Below are 19,359 nucleotides of genomic sequence, written 5' to 3' on the forward strand. Positions count from 1 at the left end.
TTATAATCGTTCACATTCTTTCTAAATCATTCACACCTTTTCATTTTTATGTGAAAAAGTATGTATTAATCTTCAACTCTATAATTCCTATAATAACAACAGAGATGAAAATGCTTTCACAAAAAAGGAACAGGAGGAAACAGACATGAGTAATTCTTGGCTAGGTTTAGAAGGAAAAGTAGCAATTGTTACCGGTGGAGCTTCTGGCATCGGATTAAATATTTGCAATGAACTAAAAAGTAATGGGGTAAAAGTTGTTGTTGCTGACCTAAATGGTGAGGAAGGACAACAAGCAGATGGTTCTTATTTCATAAAATGTGATGTAACCAAAAAAGAAAGCGTAGATCGTGCAGTGGCACAAACAGTAGAATTGTTTGGTACTATTGATATCTTAGTCAACAACGCTGGTGTAAATTTACCAAGATTATTAGTTGATGATCGAGGAGAAAGACCAGAATATGAATTAAGTGAAAAAGATTTCGACTTTATGGTAGCGGTAAACCAAAAGGGACCTTACCTTTTTGCACAAGCATCTGCTAAAGAAATGATAAAGAAAAACAAAGGTGTTATTATAAATGTTTCGTCCGAAGCAGGACAAGAAGGATCTGCTGGACAAAGCTGCTATTCGGCAACGAAAGGTGCGGTAATTGCCTTTACACGTGCTTGGGCAAAAGAACTTGGTAAATTCAATATTCGAGTTGCTGCTATTGCACCTGGAATTATTGAAACAACTGGACTTAGAACAGATGCTTATAATGAAGCGCTAGCTTATACTCGTGGAGTGACAGTAGATGGTCTTTCAACAGACTATAGTAAATCAATCCCTCTTGGCCGAGAAGGGAAACTAACTGAAGTAGGCGATCTTGTATCTTACCTTTCTTCCGATCGTGCTAGTTATATAACTGGAACAACGTTGAATATTTCTGGTGGAAAGTCACGAGGATAAAGATACACGTATAGGAATGGGAGACAGATCATGCCTTATGAATGTCGAAGAAACAGGGAACTCTGTTAAGTAAACATTCGCTTCTCTTTTCGCTTCATTTTTAATGACATTCTTTTTGAATAAAGAGGTGATGATATGTCTGATTTAATAATGGATGAAAAGCTTTTTGAAATTATTGAAATAGCTCGAAAGCAGCCGTACAGCTCCCTTGATTATCTAGCAGAATCACTGGGAGTTAGTACAAGGACCATTCGAAATTATGTAAAACAGATAAATAGTGGTTTAGCTGATATTGCATCTTTAGTGAAGGAAAAAGGTAAAGGCTACAAACTTGAAATTATAGATGGGCATTCGTTTCAACTTTTTCTTGAAAAAAACCGCTCGGATACAGAATTGCTTGATACGCCAAAACGTAGAATTGCATTTATTATCGACCGATTAATAAACAGTGAAGTAGCCTATACATTAGATGACTTAGCATTTGAGATGAATATTGGTCGGACCACGCTAGTAAATGAGTTGAAAAAAGTGTCGGTTTCTTTAGAGACATATAATCTAAAGATTCACGGAAAACAAAATGTAGGAATGGCACTAAGTGGCAAAGAGTTGGATATGAGGCTGTTTATCTTAGATAACATCTATGATGTATTGTATCAATCGTACCCTCTTGATGAAGATATTATAGAGGAACTCGTAAAAATCTTTCATTCGCATGATTTGGAATCAACTACACAGACGAAACTAATGGAATTTATCATTATTATGTTAGATCGACTATTGAAAGGTCATGGGATTGATGAGATACAAAATAAGTATAATCAGCTATTAAATACACAAGATTATCAAATTGCCAAAGAAATTGTTAAAGCTTTAGAGAATCAGTTGCCAATTGAGATTCCTGAAACAGAGGCATTATTTATTACGATTCCAATAGCAGGGCGACGTACACCTACAAATAATCGGACAATGACGGATATCACGATTACAGATGATGTCAAAAAGCTGTTAGAACAAATTGTTGAGCAATTAGGTTTTAATAAAGAAATCATTAACAATAATGATCAACTTTTTGTTGATTTACAATTTCATCTCACATTTATGCTTAACCGTTTACTATTTGGATTAAGATTAAAAAACCCATTACTAGTCGATGTAAAAAGAAAATATCCGGTGGCCTATAAAATGGCTGAAATTGCTGGTCAGGTTATTGAAAATAAATATGATATTAAAGTGAGTGAAGATGAATTAGGGTATTTAGCCTTTTATTTTGGGGTCTTCATCACCAAGAGCGATGATAAGGTAAAACGGTTTCAAAGGGTTGCTGTTGTGTGTGGAACTGGAAGAGGCACTGCAAAGCTCATAGCCATACAATTGGAACGAATTCTCAAACAAGAGACGAAAATTGATTTATATTCCGATGTTGATGTGACAGCAGAAGTATTAAATAATTATGACCTTATCTTTTCTACTGTAAAACTATCTTATGATACAAATAAACCATTCATCATGATTAATGAAATATTTGATGAAAGTAATGTGAAAAGAGAAATTGAGAAAACACTTTATATGCAGAAAAGTAAAGCGAACCGTGACAATGTTCATTTATCCGTTATAGCAGAACATATTACAGAGGAAAGCTTCTTTATCTTAGATCATTCAAAAGACTATCACGAAAATGTAAATAGTATGGTTGCTTCTTTAATTAAAAGTGGATACCTGGATAGTGGTTTTACAGCAAGGTTAAAGGAGAGAGAAACAAAGGGATCAATGGTTTTTGATAATTTTGTAGCCTTACCGCATACATTTAATAAACTTTCAGATCAGATTGTTCTTGCGCTTGGCATCTTCCCTGAAACAGTCAATGCAGATGGTAAGGAACTGAAACTAGTATTCCTTATGGGACTACCGGAACAGCAAACAGATAATAATGAGTATTTTATTGTGAAAATATATGATGAAATTATCCGAATTGCCAATGATAAACAGTTAATACAAAAAATATCTAAATCAGAGGACTACCGTGATATTATTCAGCTTCTTGAAAATGGACTTTAATTTATGATTGGAGTTTCTATTTTTTAGAGGAAATCATGCTGATCTATTTGCACAACTCTGAGTCATGGATTAATCCATAAATAATACAACATAGAAAAGGGATGAAGAGATGATTTGGTACTTGATCGTTTTAATAGGTGCAGCATGGTTGGTCCAAAGTATACTTGGCTTTTTGCAAATTAAACATTTCAATAAAAAATATGCAGAAATGCGATCTTTAGGAAGAGTGGCAATTGGTAAAAAGACGGGCATGTTTCGTGCAGGTACTGTTGTCATGTTGTGTATAGATAAACGGAATAAAATTGTAAAGGCTGCAAAGATGCAAGGAGTTACAGTTTTCTCTCGTGTGAGAGAATTAAAGGGCTTTGAAGGAAAGTATTTGTTGAAAATCTCTACCGAAGACCTTAATAGTGTGGATAAATTAACTAGATTAGCCATTGCTGATGCCTTGAGAAGCTACGACATTATTTCAAATGGCGGAGAGCTAAAGGTTAAAAAAGGTTGGATTGATTATTTAATTCCTAGTAAGAAATAAGAAAAGGGTGAAATCATGGATATCATTATTAAAGGTGCAGAAAAGTTTATGGATTTGTTCCGCCATGGCGGAGACGTATTTATAGATCTTGTGACAGGAATCGTTCCATTATTAATTATGTTATTAGTTGCCATGAATGCTATTATTCGTCTAGTTGGTGAAGAGAGAGTAGAAAGAATTGCAAAAAAATCAGGTAAAAATCCTTTTACGAGATATCTTGTATTGCCGGTAATTGGTACATTTGTTTTTGCAAATCCAATGACATTATCACTTGGAAGGTTTTTACCAGAAAAATACAAACCAAGCTATTATGCTGCAGCTTCATACTCATGTCATACACATAATGGATTATTTCCACACGTTAACCCAGGTGAATTATTTGTGTTTCTTGGAATTGCCGCGGGTATTACAACATTAGGTCATGATACAACAGAATTAGCCCTTCGTTATTTCCTTGTCGGTATAGTAACAAACTTTTTAAGAGGTTGGGTTACAGATTTAACGACAGCATATGTAGCGAAACAACAAAAAGTAAAATTAAGAGATACAGTTCAATTATAGGTGGTGGAAAATATGACCAAATTTAATTCTATTAAAATTTCAAAAGGATCTGGTGGTTTTGGTGGTCCATTAGTAATAACACCAACAGCAGAGAAAAATAAAGTTGTTTATATTACAGGTGGACAAAGACCTGACATTGCAGATAAAATTGCTGAGTTAACTGGTTGTGAACTAGTTGATGGTTTCAAGACTTCTGTTCCAGAGAATGAAATGGCATGTGTGATTATCGATTGTGGTGGGACATTACGTTGTGGATTATATCCTCAAAAAAGAATACCAACTATCAATATCATGCCTACAGGACAAAGTGGTCCATTGGCAAAACATATTACAGAAGATATCTATGTATCAGGTGTAAAGGTTGAAAACATTCAATTAAGTGATGTAGCAGCTTCAAACGAAACAACTACTGTTGAAACTGCCGTTAAGGAAGATGAACCACAAGAAGGTAAATATAGTACGAAAAAGAAAATCAGTGAACAAACGGCTCCAAAAGGATTGTTAGCTAGAGTAGGTATGGCATTAGGCTCTGTTACAAGTATATTCTACCAAGCTGGTCGTGATGCCATTGATACAGTAATTAAGACAATTCTTCCATTTATGGCTTTTGTGGCTCTGTTAATCGGTGTCATTATTGAATCAGGTATTGGTGATGTTTTTGCCACAATCTTATCACCATTTGCAGGTAATGTTTGGGGATTAATGCTCATCGCACTAGTATGTTCATTCCCTTTACTATCACCATTCTTAGGACCTGGTGCTGTTATCGCTCAAGTAGTTGGTACATTAATTGGTGTTGAAATTGGAAAAGGTAATATCCCAGCTCATTTAGCATTACCAGCGTTATTTGCTATCAATGCTCAAGCAGCAGCCGACTTTGTTCCAGTAGGTTTAGGGCTTGCAGAAGCTGAAGTAGAAACTGTAGAGGTAGGAGTTCCATCTGTTCTTTATTCAAGGTTCCTGACCGGGGCACCAACCGTCTTTATTGCATGGCTGGCTAGTTTTGGATTATATGATAGTTAATCTTAAGAAACAACATGTTTACTAAAAGAAAGAAAAGGAGATTTTCTCTATGCAAACAAAATACAAAACACAAATTAATAAAATTGGCCCTTCAGTAGAAGAATTTCTTGGAGAAAAAATGTTGATTTTATTTGGAGAGAATGCACCTGCTGAATTGGCAGAGTATTGCTTGTTAATTGATGTAAATAATGTAGAAGGTGAAATTGTATCTGGTGACACCCTTCAACTCGGCGAAAATAATTATAAAGTGACAGCTGTAGGTGATGCGGTAAAGAAAAATTTATCCTCTCTAGGACACATCACATTAAAATTCGATGGCTCTGTATCTCCAGAGTTACCTGGGACATTGTATCTTGAAAACAGTGAAATCGTTTTACCGAAATCAGGGGACCTTATTCAATTAACACAATAATTACGAACAAACGATTCGCTTAACTTTTCTTAGGTAAGCCTTATGTATGTAAGGAGTAGCAAGAGTTAAGCGATCGTTTTTTCTTTTTAAGGAGTGAGAATATATGAAGTTAGTAGTTGATTCTGCAAATGTTGAAGCCATTAAGAATTTACATGAGTTTTTACCTCTTGATGGTGTTACGACAAATCCTAGTATCATCGTTAAAGAAAACAAGGAGTTTTTTCCACTTTTAAGAGACATACGAAACGTTATCGGTGATGAAAAAGAGCTATTTGTTCAAACGATATCAGAAAAAGCTGAGGAAATCGTAAAGGAAGCCAATTATATTTGTAATACGCTAACAGGCAGTATTTTAATAAAGGTTCCGGTTACATTTGAGGGAATAAAGGCGATAAAAATGTTGAAACAAGATGGGATACGAACGTTAGCTACTACTGTTTATACTCCAATGAGTGCTTTAATGGCTGCAAAAGCAGGTGCTGAATATGTTGCTCCGTATGTTAATCGAATTGATAATTTAACAGGTAATGGAGTGAAAGTTGTTTCTGACATTATACAAATTTTCTTAGCTCATAATCTACCTTGCAAAGTATTAGCCGCAAGCTTTAAAAATGTACAACAACTACAAAATGTAATTCTATCTGGTACACATGGAATTACAGCTCCATCAGAGTTAATGAAGGAAGTGTTTAATAATCCTTCAGTGGAGAGAGATGTCAAAAGCTTTAGGGAAGAATGGTTGAGTCAATATGGAAAAGAAAGCAAAAGCTTGATTTTAACAAAATAAAGAAGGTGTAATAAATGATTAAGGCAGTTGTTTTTGATTTTGACGGATTAATTATAGATACTGAACTTGCACTATATGAAGCATTTCGGAAGATATTACAACTTGATACTAATGAATTTCCTATAGCTGATTATGCTTCCTACATTGGAACTGATTCTGAAGCTCTTTATGACTATATTTTGGAAAAAACAAATGGACAAATGACTCTAGAAGAAATTATTGAAAAATCCTCGTCACTACATAAAGAGAACCTTAAAAGCCCTGTGGCACGGGATGGCGTTGAAGATTATTTGAAAGAGGCAAAAAATGTAGGGTTGAAAATTGGGTTAGCATCTAGTTCAGATCGAAATTGGGTTACCTTTTTTCTCAAAGAATTAAACCTATTAGAATACTTTGATATCATTCAAACAAGGGATGATGTGGAAAACGTAAAGCCAGACCCCTCTTTATATCAGAATGTTATTAACTTTTTTGGGATAGAACCATCCGATGCAATTGCCTTTGAGGACTCTGTAAATGGTTCTAAGGCTGCATTAGCTGCAGGATTAAAATGTGTTATCGTTCCAAATAAAGTTACAGAGAATCTTCCCTTTGAGAATATCCACTTAAGATTAGATAGTATGAAAGATAAAGCATTTTCTGATGTTATTAAAGTGATCGAAACACTTTATGTATAGTACTGATACTGGATTAAACTAATTTAGATTTTCTAGATAAATTTAATAGTCAAAGGAGAAAGAAAACATGGTTGAACAAACATTTATTGTATTAGAGAAAACAGGAATCCATGCACGTCCAGCAACTACAATGGTACAAGTGGCAGGTAAATTCAACTCAGATATCAATCTTGAGTACAACGGAAAAAGTGTTAACTTAAAGTCAATTATGGGTGTCATGTCTTTAGGAATACCAGTAGACGCTGAATTAAAAATAGTTGCTTCGGGGGAAGATGAGAAAGAAGCAATTGAAGCTCTAGCTGAAGAAATAACAAAACATGGGCTGTGTAAATAATTTTAACATAGTGGTAGTATCAGAGTGCTGATCCAATAATAATTTGCATGCGCATTTATTATAAGAGGGGGGCCATCCTTATATGTAAAAAATCCGAGTACGAACTAAGTGAAAAAGATTTTGATTTCATGGTCGCTGCCGACTAAAACGTACTTATCCTTGCCCCTCGTTGCAGGATTTTTTCACCAATACCAGTGATAGTCTGGAGAGTCTTATTTACTTCAATCCCTTGTGCAAGAGCACCTACTCAGTGGAATTTTGAATAGGTGCTCTTAGTATTTAAGAACAATATCTATTAAAATATTGAGATTAAAAACACGGCTATCATACATATTTTTTTGAAATGGATTTTGTTTGGTTGCTTCTCTTAGTTTCACAGCTAACTTCTGCATTGCTCTTGTTGCCTTATAAGGTTAGGTTTAAGAGTTTTATTCCTCACTTTTTATAAGGTTCTAATCCTATAAACAAATAATATCATGCTCAACACTAAAGATCCTACATAGGCTTTTCTTTATCTAAAAATGCTTTTAAGTGACTTTCTACTTTTGCTCCAGCCAGACCAAAGGCTGGATTCTTACTTAAATCTCTTCCTTAATAATTAAATAAGTCAGTAGCCCCAAAAAATCATAGAATGTCCTAGTTCGCTTGTAAAACAGATCTATTTGTCCCAACTAGTCTGACATAAGTTTATACATGTAGGGCGAGAGCGGTGTAGCTGAGGGACCATCTCTTGGGTACTAGGTTCTACCTACCGTTATAATAAGATCATATGTAAAAAGATTAATCAGAAATATTTGGATAACCGTATATTACGATCGGGGCTTATGTTTTAAGAAGAACAACTAACAAATCAAAGTCATTTGCTGCACAGTACAACGATACTGTTCAACAAAAAAATTATATTCAACAATCAGGCGCTTTAATTGAGAAATTAGGCTTCTTGATATTGAAATTTCCTTAACGTTGTAAATCCGCATTTTCCTGACGCTACCCTGACGCTACCCCTAAAGGAAGGGAATCAACAAGTGATTAATGTTTTAATAGTTGAAGATGATCCAATGGTTGCAGAATTTAACAAGCGATATTTAGAGCAAGTAGATGGTTTTTTATTAGTGAATATTGCAGATAGTGTGAAGGAAGCTTTAGATGTTATTGAGGAAAAAAATGTGGACCTTCTCCTTTTAGATGTTTTTATGCCGGGAGAAAATGGTTTATCTTTACTCAGAAAAGTTAGAGAGGAAAAACAAGATATTGATGCCATACTTATTACAGCTGCTTCTGATGTTGAGAAAATTCAGGAGGCTCTTAGAAATGGTGCGGTCGATTACTTGATTAAGCCTTTTGAATTTGACCGATTTGAACAGGCCCTAAGGACATACCGAGATCAATATGTTTATTTAAAAAGGCAAAAAACAATTAATCAAGAGGATCTTGATCAGCTTTTACTAGTAAAAGAAGAGAATAATGATCAAGGTATTTTAAAGCCTCTACCAAAAGGGTTATCGAGAAAAACTCTTGTTACGGTTCTTGAAGCGGTAAAACAACAAGGGAAAGCACCCTTTTCTACTGATGTTATCGCAGAGGTGACGGAGATATCGAGAGTATCTGTTAGGAAATATTTAAAGTTCCTAAATGATATTGGAGTTATTGATGAGACATTAACATACGGCATTGGGAGACCTCTATATTCCTATATATATAATACTGACAAACAATATTTGCTTGATGGATATGAATAATGAAAAAGCAGCTAACGCTGCTTTTTTTAATTTCAAAAAGCTATCATTAGTTTCAAAATATATAAAATGTCTGAATATTTCAGTAAACTTAAAACAGATTATGAAAGCGATTACTCAATTTGAATGGGAAACGACTAATGGAAATCATATTAATAGTGTAGGTTAACAAGAATGCAGGAAGAAGAGCATTTATGGGCTAGATGTAATTTTTTAAGGAGGGAATAAGAATGGAATCAACAGCTAAGAGGCTATCATTTGATGAAAATAGTGAAGAAATGAAAGCGAGACCAAAATTAAAAATAATTAATACACCAATTTTATGGTTTGTTTTATTTGGTGTGATTACGTTGATAAGTATGTATACAGGTAGTTTACCAGGAGGTATGATTGGTAGTTTGCTTGTTATGATTATATTAGGTGAAGCTTTCGGATGGTTAGGTGATCGTACACCGATCGTTAAAACATTTCTTGGTGGAGGAGCGATTGTCGCAATCTTTGGTTCTGCGTATATGGTCTACAGCGGCCTTCTACCAGAAACCATTACAACTTCGGTAACTGATTTTATGAAAACAGGTGGATTTTTAGACTTCTATATAGCTGCATTAATTACAGGTAGTATTTTAGGAATGAATTCTAAGATACTAGTCAAGGTTGGATTACGTTATTTCTTACCGATCTTTGGGGCTGTAATTGGGGCAATTATTATTGCAGGATTGTTTGGCTCGCTTGTTGGTTTTTCACTTCAAGATGCTATTCTAGTTATAACAATGCCAATTATGGGAGGCGGAATGGGTGCAGGTGCTGTTCCAATGAGTCAAATTTACTCCGAAATGTTAGGGAATGAACCAAGCTATTACATTTCAATGCTTGTACCAGCACTTGCCTTAGGAAATGTGTTTGCGATAGTACTTGCTAGTGTGCTAGATATGGTGGGGCGAAGATTTCCGTCTTTATCAGGAAATGGTCAATTAATTAAAGGATTTACGTATGAAAAAACAAAGCGAAAATATGATATTGAAGTAATGGGTGTTGGACTATTAGCAGCTTTAACATTCTTCACGCTCGGAAATGTTTTGGGAGACTTTGTTCCTTTACATCCTTATGCCATTATGATTATTTTAGTAGCTGCTGCAAAAGTGGCTAATATTATCCCGAAAATTGTTCTTGATGGAGCTAGTCAATGGTATCAATTTGTGGCTAGTAACTGGACTTTTGCTCTATTATTCGGTATTGGTGTGGCCTACACAGATTTAAACACTGTACTTGAAGCTTTATCATTCCAATACATCTTAACAGTTTTTGGTGTTGTTTTAGGGGCGATTATTGGGGCTGGTCTTTTAGGTAAATTAGTTGGGTTCTATCCAATCGAAGCTGCAATTACAGCTGGATTATGTATGGCAAATATGGGTGGAACAGGTGATGTGGCCGTATTGTCTGCAGCAAAACGTATGGAATTAATGCCGTTTGCACAAATCTCATCTAGATTAGGTGGGGCTTTGATATTATTACTTTCTGGCCTAATTATTCCACTTCTTGTATAGTAGAATAATAGAATCTAAAGCATTGGGACGTTCTCCCAATGCTTTCTATTTTTAAAAACGACTGATGTTCAAGGTATTAAAATAGATACTGTATAAAGTATGGTGAAGATTTATATGGAGTTTATCTTGGTTGTGTTGCCGGCCTTTATTATTCTAGCAATAGGATATATTGGGCAAAAAAAGATAAAAATTGACCGCAAGTCTGTTTCGGTTACTGCCCTCTATTTAATGTACCCTTTTCTAGCATTTCGAACATTTTATACAAATGAGCTAACAATGGAATACCTTTATATTCTCTTGTTTTGTCTTTCGCTTTGCTTTAGTTTGTTACTTATAGTATTAACCGTATCGAGGCTAAGAAAGTTAGGACAAACGAAAACGTCTGCTGTGATTTTATCAGGTGTATTTATGAATAGCGGGAACTATGGAACACCGATCATTTTGTTTGCTTTTGGAAGTGTAGGCTTTGATTATGCCGTTATTATGATGGTTATTCAATCGATATTGATGAATACAATTGGCCTCTACTATGCTGCGAAAGGCAGTGTGGAAACAAGTGGTATGAAGGATTCATTGATGAGAATTGTTAAGATGCCGATTCTTTATGGAGCACTAATAGGGATAATTGTACAACTAAGTACTATTAAGGTTCCTGAATTCCTAATGAGATCTGTTGATATGATAGCAGATGCAACTATTCCAACCATTATGCTCGTATTGGGTATGCAGTTAGCATCGCTAAGCCGCTCAGCTGTCAAATTAAAAAGTATTAGTGGGATTATTATCTTGAGAGTTGTGATATCGCCTATATTGGCCTGTATTATTGTAATGTTCCTTCCAATAGAAGGACAATTAGAGAAGATATTAATTGTACTTTCTGCCATGCCTACTGCTGCGAATACAACTATGTTCGCTTTACAATTTAATACTGATCCGGATTTTGTGTCATTTAGTACAATGGTGACAACTGTATTAAGCATTATAACAGTTCCTTTAATGCTTTTGCTTGTATCTTAGAGTATATTTTTCACTATCTAAATTAAAGTTGGGTTGATTTAAATTGAAATCGACCCGACTTTAATTACAGGTGAAAATGCCTTTTAGATTTTATTTAAGAGTAAATTCTAAGTTACTTTGTGTAATTTTTCTAAATGACTATTTCTTTGAAAACTCCGCACGATAGCTACTATCCAAGCAATGAAAAGAATCGAATAAATGACAAGCTTTAGGTTACCTGAAGTGCCAAATATATCTAATACAGTATTGAGATTTGTTAGGACGATAAACCCACCTACAACCACTCCTAGTAAGTATGCAGGGATAATACGGACTAGCCAGGCTGCAATAGGTGCAGCGATCACACCTCCAATTACAAAAGCAGCAACCCACACATAGTTAAATTGCTCCCAGCCTAGAAAAATGATAAAACCCAAAGTGGATGCAGTAGTAACAGCAAATTCACTAGTATCTACAGTCCCGATCACTTTGCTTGGAATGGCTCCTTTTCTAGATAATAATGCGGGGGTGTTTATTGGACCCCAACCGCCACCTCCTACAGAATCAAAGAAGCCAGCAATAGCACCAAGAGGAATTAAATACCACGCAGAGGTTTTTTGCTTCTCCTGTTTTGGGTTCCACTTGAATAGAAATCGACTTAATACATAAATCCCCATAATCATTAAGAAGATTGAAATATAAGGTTTGATTAAATGACCCGGAAGGCTACTTAAAAATGCAGCACCGATAAAAGCACTGATTGCTCCTGGAATCATTAAAGTTATGACCATTTTTTTATCTACATTTCCAAACTTATAATGAGATATACCTGAAACAGCAGTTGTAGCGATTTCAGACATATGAATGGATGCTGATGCCACTGCAGGAGCAACCCCAAAAGCTAATAAAAGTGAAGTTGATGTTAGTCCATAAGCCATTCCAAGAGCACCATCAATTAATTGTGCAAAAAAACCGACGATCGCAAAGATAAGTAGTTTTCTCATTATTTACCCTCCAGTTCTAAAATAAATATATATTAATCACATGAGTTTAGTCGGAATTATAGCGTGAGTTTATGTAAAGTGAAAGACTATCTATATTTTTCTGAGTATTTGCATATGATTAATCGTATTTTATGTGATGATGATCATTTTGTCTATAGATAATAAATAAAAATTATTTATATTGAATAGTTGATAATAATTCTTTAAGATTGTATCAACTATAAATGAATGAGGATGAATGATTATATGTACCTAACATTAAAGGAAACAGCTGAGTATCTCTCATTGCCTGAAGATCAAATTGAAAATCTGATAGCTGAAAAGAAGGTAAGAGCCCTTTTTGATGGTGAACAATATTTAATTAATAAAGATCAATTTAAAACACATTTTGAGCAGTTGGAAAAATATAAAGCTCTAATTGAAGAATACTTAAAAGAGCCAATACCGGAAGATATAGATGTAAAAGATGAGGATTAAAAATATAGAAAAATAAGGGAGACTTTTTATCGAATTAATGTTATCATTATTAATAATAAAAACAAAAAGGGTTAAGGGAGCGAAAAGAAGATGCTTTCTATATATGAGGAAAATTTTAATGTTACAACTGATGTTACTTTAAGAGGTACTTTAGCTATTCCAGAATCAAGTGAAGAGAAATATCCAGCGATCGTAATAATAAATGGTTCTGGAGGAGCTGATCGTGATGGAAACATGAAAAAGCCTGCAATAGAATCAAATTTATATAAAGAATTGGCACATTATTTAACACATCTAGGATTTATTTCACTAAGATATGATAAAAGATCTGTTGGTGAAAGTGATGGAGATCCAATTAAGTCAGGAATGATGGATTTAGTTAAAGATGTGAGAGGGATGGTTCAATTCTTAAAAGCACATCCAAAAGTTGATCCAACAAAAATAATTTTGCTCGGACACAGTGAAGGGTGTATTTTAGCAACAATTGCACAGCAAGAAGTCCCCGTTGGTGGAATGGTATTAATAGCAGGGGCTGCTTCCAGTTTAAAAGAGCCAATGTTGTATCAAAATCTTATCATTCTTGATGAAATACAAAAGTTAAAAGGTTTAAAAGGAATGATGTTAAGGTTTTTATTAACTGAAGAAAAATTAAGAAAACAGTTAGATGATCTATTTCAGAAAATGACGATGTCAGAAGGAGATACAATAAGATATAAACTGAAAAAAACTCCTGCTAGGTGGTTTAGAGAGCATTTTTCATATTCAAGTGAAGAAATAGTGGAAATGTTAGGCGAGTGTGAGTATCCAATCTTAGCCATAACTGGTGATAAAGATGTTCAGGCGGACTACAATGATTTAAACAGAATGAAACAACTTGAAAAACCTAATACAAGGGCCGTTGTGATAAAGAATATGGATCATATGCTAAAGGAGTTTAAAGGGGAAAAAACTGTTTTAAACCTAATGAAGCAATACAAGCAGGAAGCAAAAGACCCTATTCATTCACAATTAAAAGTAGAGTTGGGTAATTGGTTAACAGAGCAATTTTTATAAAATAAGAAAGCCTCAGTGGATATCCAGCACTGAGGTTTTCTTGTTCTTATTAAAGAATACACTAGTGGACAAGCTCTTCAAAAAATAAAAGGTTTAGTGAAAGTAATACTAGTAGATAGGAGATAAAGAATTTTGTCGAAATATGTAGATTTTTTAGATAAATTTCTAGCGTATAACACAAATGTTCGCTATAATGATATATTGAGAATGTATCTTTAGGGGAGAGGTATACAATGCAACAATCGAAACAGCTAAGGATGATAGGCATAATAACATTGATTGTTGGAATCGTCATTATAGGGACTATTTTATATAAAACAAAGGGAATTATTTCTGACGCTGCTGCAAATTATTTTGTTGGCAATACAAAAGTAACCATTATAACATCGGATGTTCTCGTAGACCAAAGTTGGGGAAGTTTGGCGTATAAAGGAAAGCTGAAGATTGAAGAGATGTTTCCTGTTGATGTAACACTTTATAGTGAGATAGATACAGAAAAAAGCATGAAAAAAACGATTAAAACAGCAACAAAAGAGGGATCAAAGCTAATTATCGGACATGGTCGTGAGTTTTCAGATGTTTTTACGGAGGTTGCTGAACAAAATCCAGACATCCACTTTATAACGATACATGGAGATTCAAAATATCCTAATCAATCTGTCTATACTTTTGACCAGGGAGAAATTGAATATTTTGCTGCTTTAGCTTCTAGTGTAGTCACAAAAAATAACAAAATTGCTTTAATAGATGCTTTTGATGCTAGAGAAAAAAACCCTGAGTTTGAAACTGGATTAAAGTATTACAAGCCAGAAGCAACGTTTTACTATCGATATGTGGATAGCCGTGATGACGGAAAAAAAGCAGTGCAAATCTTTCGTGAGTTAATTAATGAGGGTGTGGACGTGGTCTACAGCAAAGGAAACTCTTATAATAGAGAAATTATAAATTTGGCTAAAAAAGAAGATATCCATGTGATAGGTTATCTTGATGATCAATCATATATGGGGAAAGATCATGTCGTAACGAGTGTTTTGAATGATGTTTCACAAGCGTATGTTGCGATTATGGAAGATTATTTCAGTGAAGATGGAATACCACATGGCAAAGTGATGTTAGGGGCAAATCATGGTGTATATGGCCTAGCTCCCTTTGGGCCGATGTTGACTGAAGAAGAAAAAGAAATGATTAAAAAAGAGATGGAAAAGTATGAGAAAGGAAAGTTGGTTTTTCCTTAAAAGTCTGAGGGGAGGGGTTGTGTTGAAGAAACTTTTAAAAAATATGTCTTTTCGCACAAAAATTCTCTCAACCCTTCTCATCTTAACCTTTGTGTTAAGTGGCTTTTCACTAATTCTTGTTCAATCTATAGATAAGGTAAATCAAGTTAGCAACAAAATAAAACAGAAGAATATCCCTGAGCTGTATTGGCTTTCAAAGTGGGATGAAGAGTTAAGTGTTAAAGGAATAGTGGTCAACGATTTCCTGGAAGAAAGCAAGTGTTGTGAGCTTTCTGCTAAGTATCAATCTGTTGAAGATACACAAGAAAGTGAATCTGGTTATAGCTCTCCAAAAATCCCGAGTTCTCTTAATAATATAAATAAGAGAATGGAATTACTGGATTTTATGATTGTTAATAATGTACAAGGTTTGTTAGATTATCATGATCAAAATGGAGCAAAGGAATTTATTGAATCTAACTATTTACCACAATACAATTTATTAAAAGAAGAGATTAAGAAAGCTAAGGAAAACACTTATTCTAAGTTAGATGGCCATTCAAATGAGTTTTCAGCCATTATAAAAAACTCACTATGGTTACTAATCTTTGTTACGATAATAGCTATTGGCTTATCTATTTTTGCTGCTTATCGAATAAGTGCAAACCTGACAAAGCCTGTAGAATCAATGATAAACAAAGTAGATCGGATTGCCAATGGTCAATATGGGCTAACTTTGAACTCTTCAGAACAAGCTGAATTTGAACAGCTTACAAATTCGATTAATCAAATGTCTATAAAGTTGAAGGATTCCTTTAACACAATTCTTAATGACAAATTGTACAGGGAGCAAATACTAAATTCATTACCTGTTGGAATTATTACAATAAATGATACTTCTACTGAAATATCAGTCAATAAGACTGCAACGAAAATATTAGGTATGGATGAGCAACAGCTTAAACAGCTTTTTATCACACAAGGTGATAGGAAAAATGAATTTTTTTGGGAGATACTATCTTCAAAAACGGTTTATAAACATACGAAGGTTCCTTTTATTACGAGTGAAGGAACTAAGCTGCTTCTTGTTTCACAAGCAGAAGTGCTGAACCAACAACAAAAAGTTATAGGCAGAGTTAAAAATTTCGTTGATATTACTGAAACTGAAGAGTTGGAAAAAAGAATGAATCAATCTGAAAAATTAGCTGCAGTAGGAGAAATTGCTGCTGGTGCTGCACATGAAATTCGAAATCCTTTAACGGTTGTACATGGATTTTTATCATTAATGAACCAGTCGTTTTCGGAAAAGGTGAAAGATCAGTATCATATGTCGCTAATTATGAAAGAAATAGAACGAATAAACAGTATTATTGAGGAAATGCTTCTTCTTTCTAAGCCAGGTGCACCAATAAGAAAAAACATTTATCTTCAACATATTATGGAAGAATTTTTACCTCTTATCATCCAATCTTCTGAAGATATTGAATTTATCATTGATTTACATCCAATTCAATTATCCGTTGATCCAAAACAGATTAAGCAGGTTTTTCATAATCTTATTCGGAACAGTATTGAAGCAATGTGTGGTAAAGGTGTTATTCATATATACTCGGAGCTAACAGAAAGTTCATATCGAATATATCTAAAGGATAGTGGATCTGGAATTCCATTGGATATGCAAAAAACAATATTTGAGCCGTTTGTAAGCTCAAAAGATAATGGAACAGGTCTAGGATTGATGATTGTTAAGAGAATTGTGGAAAATCATCAGGGTATGATCTTTATTCAGGAGAGTTCTGCGGATGGAACGATCTTTGTATTAGATCTTCCTTTAAATAAATAAAAAGGCTGACTTTAGGGGTCAGCCTTTTTATTTTACTTTAACTTAAATGAACTCTTTAAAGAAACAATTCGGTTAAACACAGCTTTTTCTTCGGAAGTATGTTTCGGATCCACATTAAAATAGCCGTGACGGAAGAACTGAAACTTATCATGTGGTTGAACATCTTTCATATTGGGCTCTATGAACCCTTGTAGCACCTCAAGAGATTGTTGATTCACATAATCGAGGAATGTTTTTTCCTCTGACGGATCTTCTTGAACCTCAGTTTCTTCTTTATCCTTATCAAGGATAAGTGGTTCGTATAAGCGAAACTCGGCCGGTAATGAATGCTTTGCATCCACCCAGTGAAGAGTTCCTTTTACTTTACGACCTGTAAACCCAGTTCCACTCTTTGTTTCAGGATCGTAGGTACAATGGATTTCTACAATGTTACCATCCTCATCTTTGATAACATCTTCACATTTAATAAAGTAGGCATGCTTAAGGCGAACTTCATTGCCTGGGAACAAGCGGAAATATTTTTTTGGAGGATCCTCCATAAAATCTTCTTGTTCAATATAAATTTCACGAGAAAATGGGATTTGTCTTGTTCCCATTTCAGGGACCTCAGGATTAATTTCTGCATCAAGCATTTCTACTTGATCTTCAGGGTAGTTAGTAATGACCACCTTTAGTGGCTTTAAAACACCCATTGTACGTGGTGACTGTAGTTTTAAATCTTCTCGAACAAAATGTTCAAGCATCGCCTCATCAACCGTTGCAACACCTTTTGAAACACCCGTTTCTTTTACAAATTCACGGATTGCTTTAGGAGTGTAGCCTTTTCTACGTAGGCCAGAAATCGTTGGCATACGAGGATCATCCCAACCATCAACAAATTTTTCGTCAACTAGCTGCTTTAATTTACGCTTACTCATCACAGTATTTGTAATGCCAAGGCGGCCAAATTCGATCTGCTGTGGCTTATGCTCCATTTCACACTCTTCAATAACCCAGTTATAAAGAGGGCGTTGATCTTCAAATTCAGTTGTACAAAGTGAGTGTGTAATTCCTTCGATAGCATCTTCTAATGGATGAGCAAAAGCATACATCGGATAGATACACCAAGCATCACCAGTATTATGATGTGTAGCATGTGACACACGATAAATAACAGGATCACGCAAATTAATATTTGGTGAAGACATATCAATCTTGGCGCGAAGTACTTTTTCACCGTTGCCAAACTCACCCTTGCGCATGCGGTCAAATAAATCTAAATTTTCTTCAATCGAGCGATTGCGGTAAGGACTTTCCTTACCAGGTGCCGTTAATGTTCCACGATATTCTCTTATTTCATCTGCAGTTAAGTCATCAACGTATGCTTTACCTTTGTTAATAAGAAGAACAGCACGATTGTACATTTCCTCAAAATAATCTGAAGCAAAAAACATGCCGTCCCATTCATAGCCAAGCCATGCAACATCTTCTTTTATGGATTCAACGAATTCTGTATCTTCTTTTAAAGGGTTCGTATCGTCAAAACGCAAATTTGTTTTCCCGTTAAATTCATCTGCCAATCCAAAATTTATGACAATTGACTTCGCGTGACCAATATGTAGATATCCATTCGGTTCTGGTGGGAAGCGAGTGTATACATAGTCGCGTTTTCCCGTTTCAAGATCCTCTTTAATAATGCTCTTAATAAAGTTTGAGGAGTTTTGTTCCAAATCAGATCAAACCTTTCTTTTATATGTATAAATAAGTCCTATTTGTCATTATACCAATAGAATTGAAAAAGGTTAATTTACTTGGTCATTTTTCCGGTAATAGTATATATCATGACAAATTTTCTCAGTCTGTATACAAACTTCATGATGAAACAATGTTCAAGCGAATAGATCGCCCTTTTTTGTATAAAATAACGAAGTCTGCAGGAGGTGAAAGGAATATGCCAAATTTAAATGATAATAAATTTAGAAAGATTCAATCAGAAAGCCAAAAACAAGGAAAGTCACAAGAGGAATATGCGGCAGAATTGGAAAACAACAAAATGAAGGCACAGAAAAGAAAATAGTTTTTTTGAGGTAAGCTTAGCAGATGCTTACCTTTTTCTAAATTTGATCCAAAATAATAGTTTTGTCGATAAAGTGTAGACTATGTCTGAATTTTACGAAGGAAAA

At 34.6% G+C, this 19,359-nt stretch carries 19 protein-coding genes; 17 read left to right on the forward strand and 2 right to left on the reverse strand.

Features of this window, described 5'->3' with window-relative positions; translation table 11 throughout:
• The first annotated feature begins 145 nt into the window (after positions 1 to 145).
• The 12 genes from LPC09_RS02185 to LPC09_RS02240 all read left to right on the forward strand — a co-directional run bounded on the left by LPC09_RS02185 (position 146) and on the right by LPC09_RS02240 (position 11,627).
• Positions 146 to 946: an SDR family oxidoreductase gene (locus LPC09_RS02185; protein ID WP_231308882.1), complete on the forward strand. Its 801-nt coding sequence runs from the start codon at positions 146 to 148 to the stop codon at positions 944 to 946.
• 135 nt (positions 947 to 1,081) lie between these two features.
• Positions 1,082 to 3,001, forward strand: a complete 1,920-nt coding sequence (locus LPC09_RS02190; protein ID WP_231308883.1) for a BglG family transcription antiterminator — start codon at positions 1,082 to 1,084, stop codon at positions 2,999 to 3,001.
• Between the two features lie 109 nt (positions 3,002 to 3,110).
• On the forward strand, positions 3,111 to 3,536 hold the full coding sequence (locus tag LPC09_RS02195; protein WP_231308884.1) for a transcriptional regulator GutM: 426 nt from the start codon (positions 3,111 to 3,113) through the stop codon (positions 3,534 to 3,536).
• Between the two features lie 15 nt (positions 3,537 to 3,551).
• Positions 3,552 to 4,097, forward strand: coding sequence for a PTS glucitol/sorbitol transporter subunit IIC (gene srlA, locus LPC09_RS02200; protein WP_269217415.1), 546 nt, complete (start codon positions 3,552 to 3,554; stop codon positions 4,095 to 4,097).
• Positions 4,098 to 4,109: 12 nt separating this feature from the next.
• Positions 4,110 to 5,120 carry a PTS glucitol/sorbitol transporter subunit IIB gene (srlE, locus tag LPC09_RS02205; protein WP_231308885.1) on the forward strand — a complete coding sequence of 337 codons (1,011 nt, stop codon included), beginning with the start codon at positions 4,110 to 4,112 and terminating at the stop codon, positions 5,118 to 5,120.
• A gap of 49 nt (positions 5,121 to 5,169) precedes the next feature.
• The gene (locus LPC09_RS02210) at positions 5,170 to 5,532 is read left to right on the forward strand and encodes a PTS glucitol/sorbitol transporter subunit IIA (protein WP_231308886.1); all 363 of its coding nucleotides are present in this window, start codon (positions 5,170 to 5,172) and stop codon (positions 5,530 to 5,532) included.
• A 103-nt stretch (positions 5,533 to 5,635) separates the two neighbouring features.
• Entirely contained in the window at positions 5,636 to 6,319 is a 684-nt protein-coding gene (locus LPC09_RS02215; protein ID WP_231308887.1) for a fructose-6-phosphate aldolase, read from the forward strand.
• Positions 6,320 to 6,336: 17 nt separating this feature from the next.
• The gene (locus tag LPC09_RS02220; RefSeq protein ID WP_231309717.1) at positions 6,337 to 6,996 is read left to right on the forward strand and encodes an HAD family hydrolase; all 660 of its coding nucleotides are present in this window, start codon (positions 6,337 to 6,339) and stop codon (positions 6,994 to 6,996) included.
• A gap of 67 nt (positions 6,997 to 7,063) precedes the next feature.
• A complete protein-coding gene (locus LPC09_RS02225) occupies positions 7,064 to 7,330 on the forward strand; it encodes a phosphocarrier protein HPr (RefSeq protein ID WP_231308888.1) in 267 nt (88 codons plus the stop codon).
• 1,025 nt (positions 7,331 to 8,355) lie between these two features.
• Positions 8,356 to 9,069 (forward strand): response regulator, encoded by a 714-nt coding sequence (locus tag LPC09_RS02230; RefSeq protein ID WP_098797805.1) that lies wholly within the window; start codon positions 8,356 to 8,358, stop codon positions 9,067 to 9,069.
• Positions 9,070 to 9,344: 275 nt separating this feature from the next.
• Positions 9,345 to 10,610: a 2-hydroxycarboxylate transporter family protein gene (locus LPC09_RS02235; protein ID WP_442920028.1), complete on the forward strand. Its 1,266-nt coding sequence runs from the start codon at positions 9,345 to 9,347 to the stop codon at positions 10,608 to 10,610.
• A 114-nt stretch (positions 10,611 to 10,724) separates the two neighbouring features.
• A complete protein-coding gene (locus tag LPC09_RS02240; protein ID WP_231308890.1) occupies positions 10,725 to 11,627 on the forward strand; it encodes an AEC family transporter in 903 nt (300 codons plus the stop codon).
• Between the two features lie 107 nt (positions 11,628 to 11,734).
• Here LPC09_RS02240 and LPC09_RS02245 read toward each other — a convergent pair whose 3' ends face one another.
• Positions 11,735 to 12,610, reverse strand: a complete 876-nt coding sequence (locus LPC09_RS02245; protein ID WP_098797802.1) for a sulfite exporter TauE/SafE family protein — start codon at positions 12,608 to 12,610, stop codon at positions 11,735 to 11,737.
• A gap of 246 nt (positions 12,611 to 12,856) precedes the next feature.
• Here LPC09_RS02245 and LPC09_RS02250 point away from each other — a divergent pair, with 246 nt between their 5' ends.
• From LPC09_RS02250 to LPC09_RS02265, 4 genes are all read left to right on the forward strand, one after another.
• Entirely contained in the window at positions 12,857 to 13,087 is a 231-nt protein-coding gene (locus LPC09_RS02250; protein WP_141549695.1) for an excisionase family DNA-binding protein, read from the forward strand.
• Positions 13,088 to 13,177: 90 nt separating this feature from the next.
• Positions 13,178 to 14,140, forward strand: a complete 963-nt coding sequence (locus LPC09_RS02255; protein ID WP_098797800.1) for an alpha/beta hydrolase — start codon at positions 13,178 to 13,180, stop codon at positions 14,138 to 14,140.
• Positions 14,141 to 14,373: 233 nt separating this feature from the next.
• Positions 14,374 to 15,375 (forward strand): BMP family ABC transporter substrate-binding protein, encoded by a 1,002-nt coding sequence (locus LPC09_RS02260; RefSeq protein ID WP_231308891.1) that lies wholly within the window; start codon positions 14,374 to 14,376, stop codon positions 15,373 to 15,375.
• 19 nt (positions 15,376 to 15,394) lie between these two features.
• Positions 15,395 to 17,197, forward strand: a complete 1,803-nt coding sequence (locus LPC09_RS02265; RefSeq protein ID WP_231308892.1) for a sensor histidine kinase — start codon at positions 15,395 to 15,397, stop codon at positions 17,195 to 17,197.
• Between the two features lie 32 nt (positions 17,198 to 17,229).
• Here LPC09_RS02265 and LPC09_RS02270 read toward each other — a convergent pair whose 3' ends face one another.
• Positions 17,230 to 18,906, reverse strand: a complete 1,677-nt coding sequence (locus LPC09_RS02270; RefSeq protein WP_098797798.1) for a glutamine--tRNA ligase/YqeY domain fusion protein — start codon at positions 18,904 to 18,906, stop codon at positions 17,230 to 17,232.
• Between the two features lie 221 nt (positions 18,907 to 19,127).
• On the opposite strand from LPC09_RS02270, the gene LPC09_RS27265 reads away from it, so the two are divergent.
• On the forward strand, positions 19,128 to 19,253 hold the full coding sequence (locus LPC09_RS27265; protein WP_255301632.1) for a hypothetical protein: 126 nt from the start codon (positions 19,128 to 19,130) through the stop codon (positions 19,251 to 19,253).
• The last annotated feature ends 106 nt before the right edge of the window (positions 19,254 to 19,359 follow it).

Origin of the sequence: Metabacillus sp. B2-18 (assembly GCF_021117275.1) — a bacterium.
GTDB lineage: Bacteria > Bacillota > Bacilli > Bacillales > Bacillaceae > Metabacillus.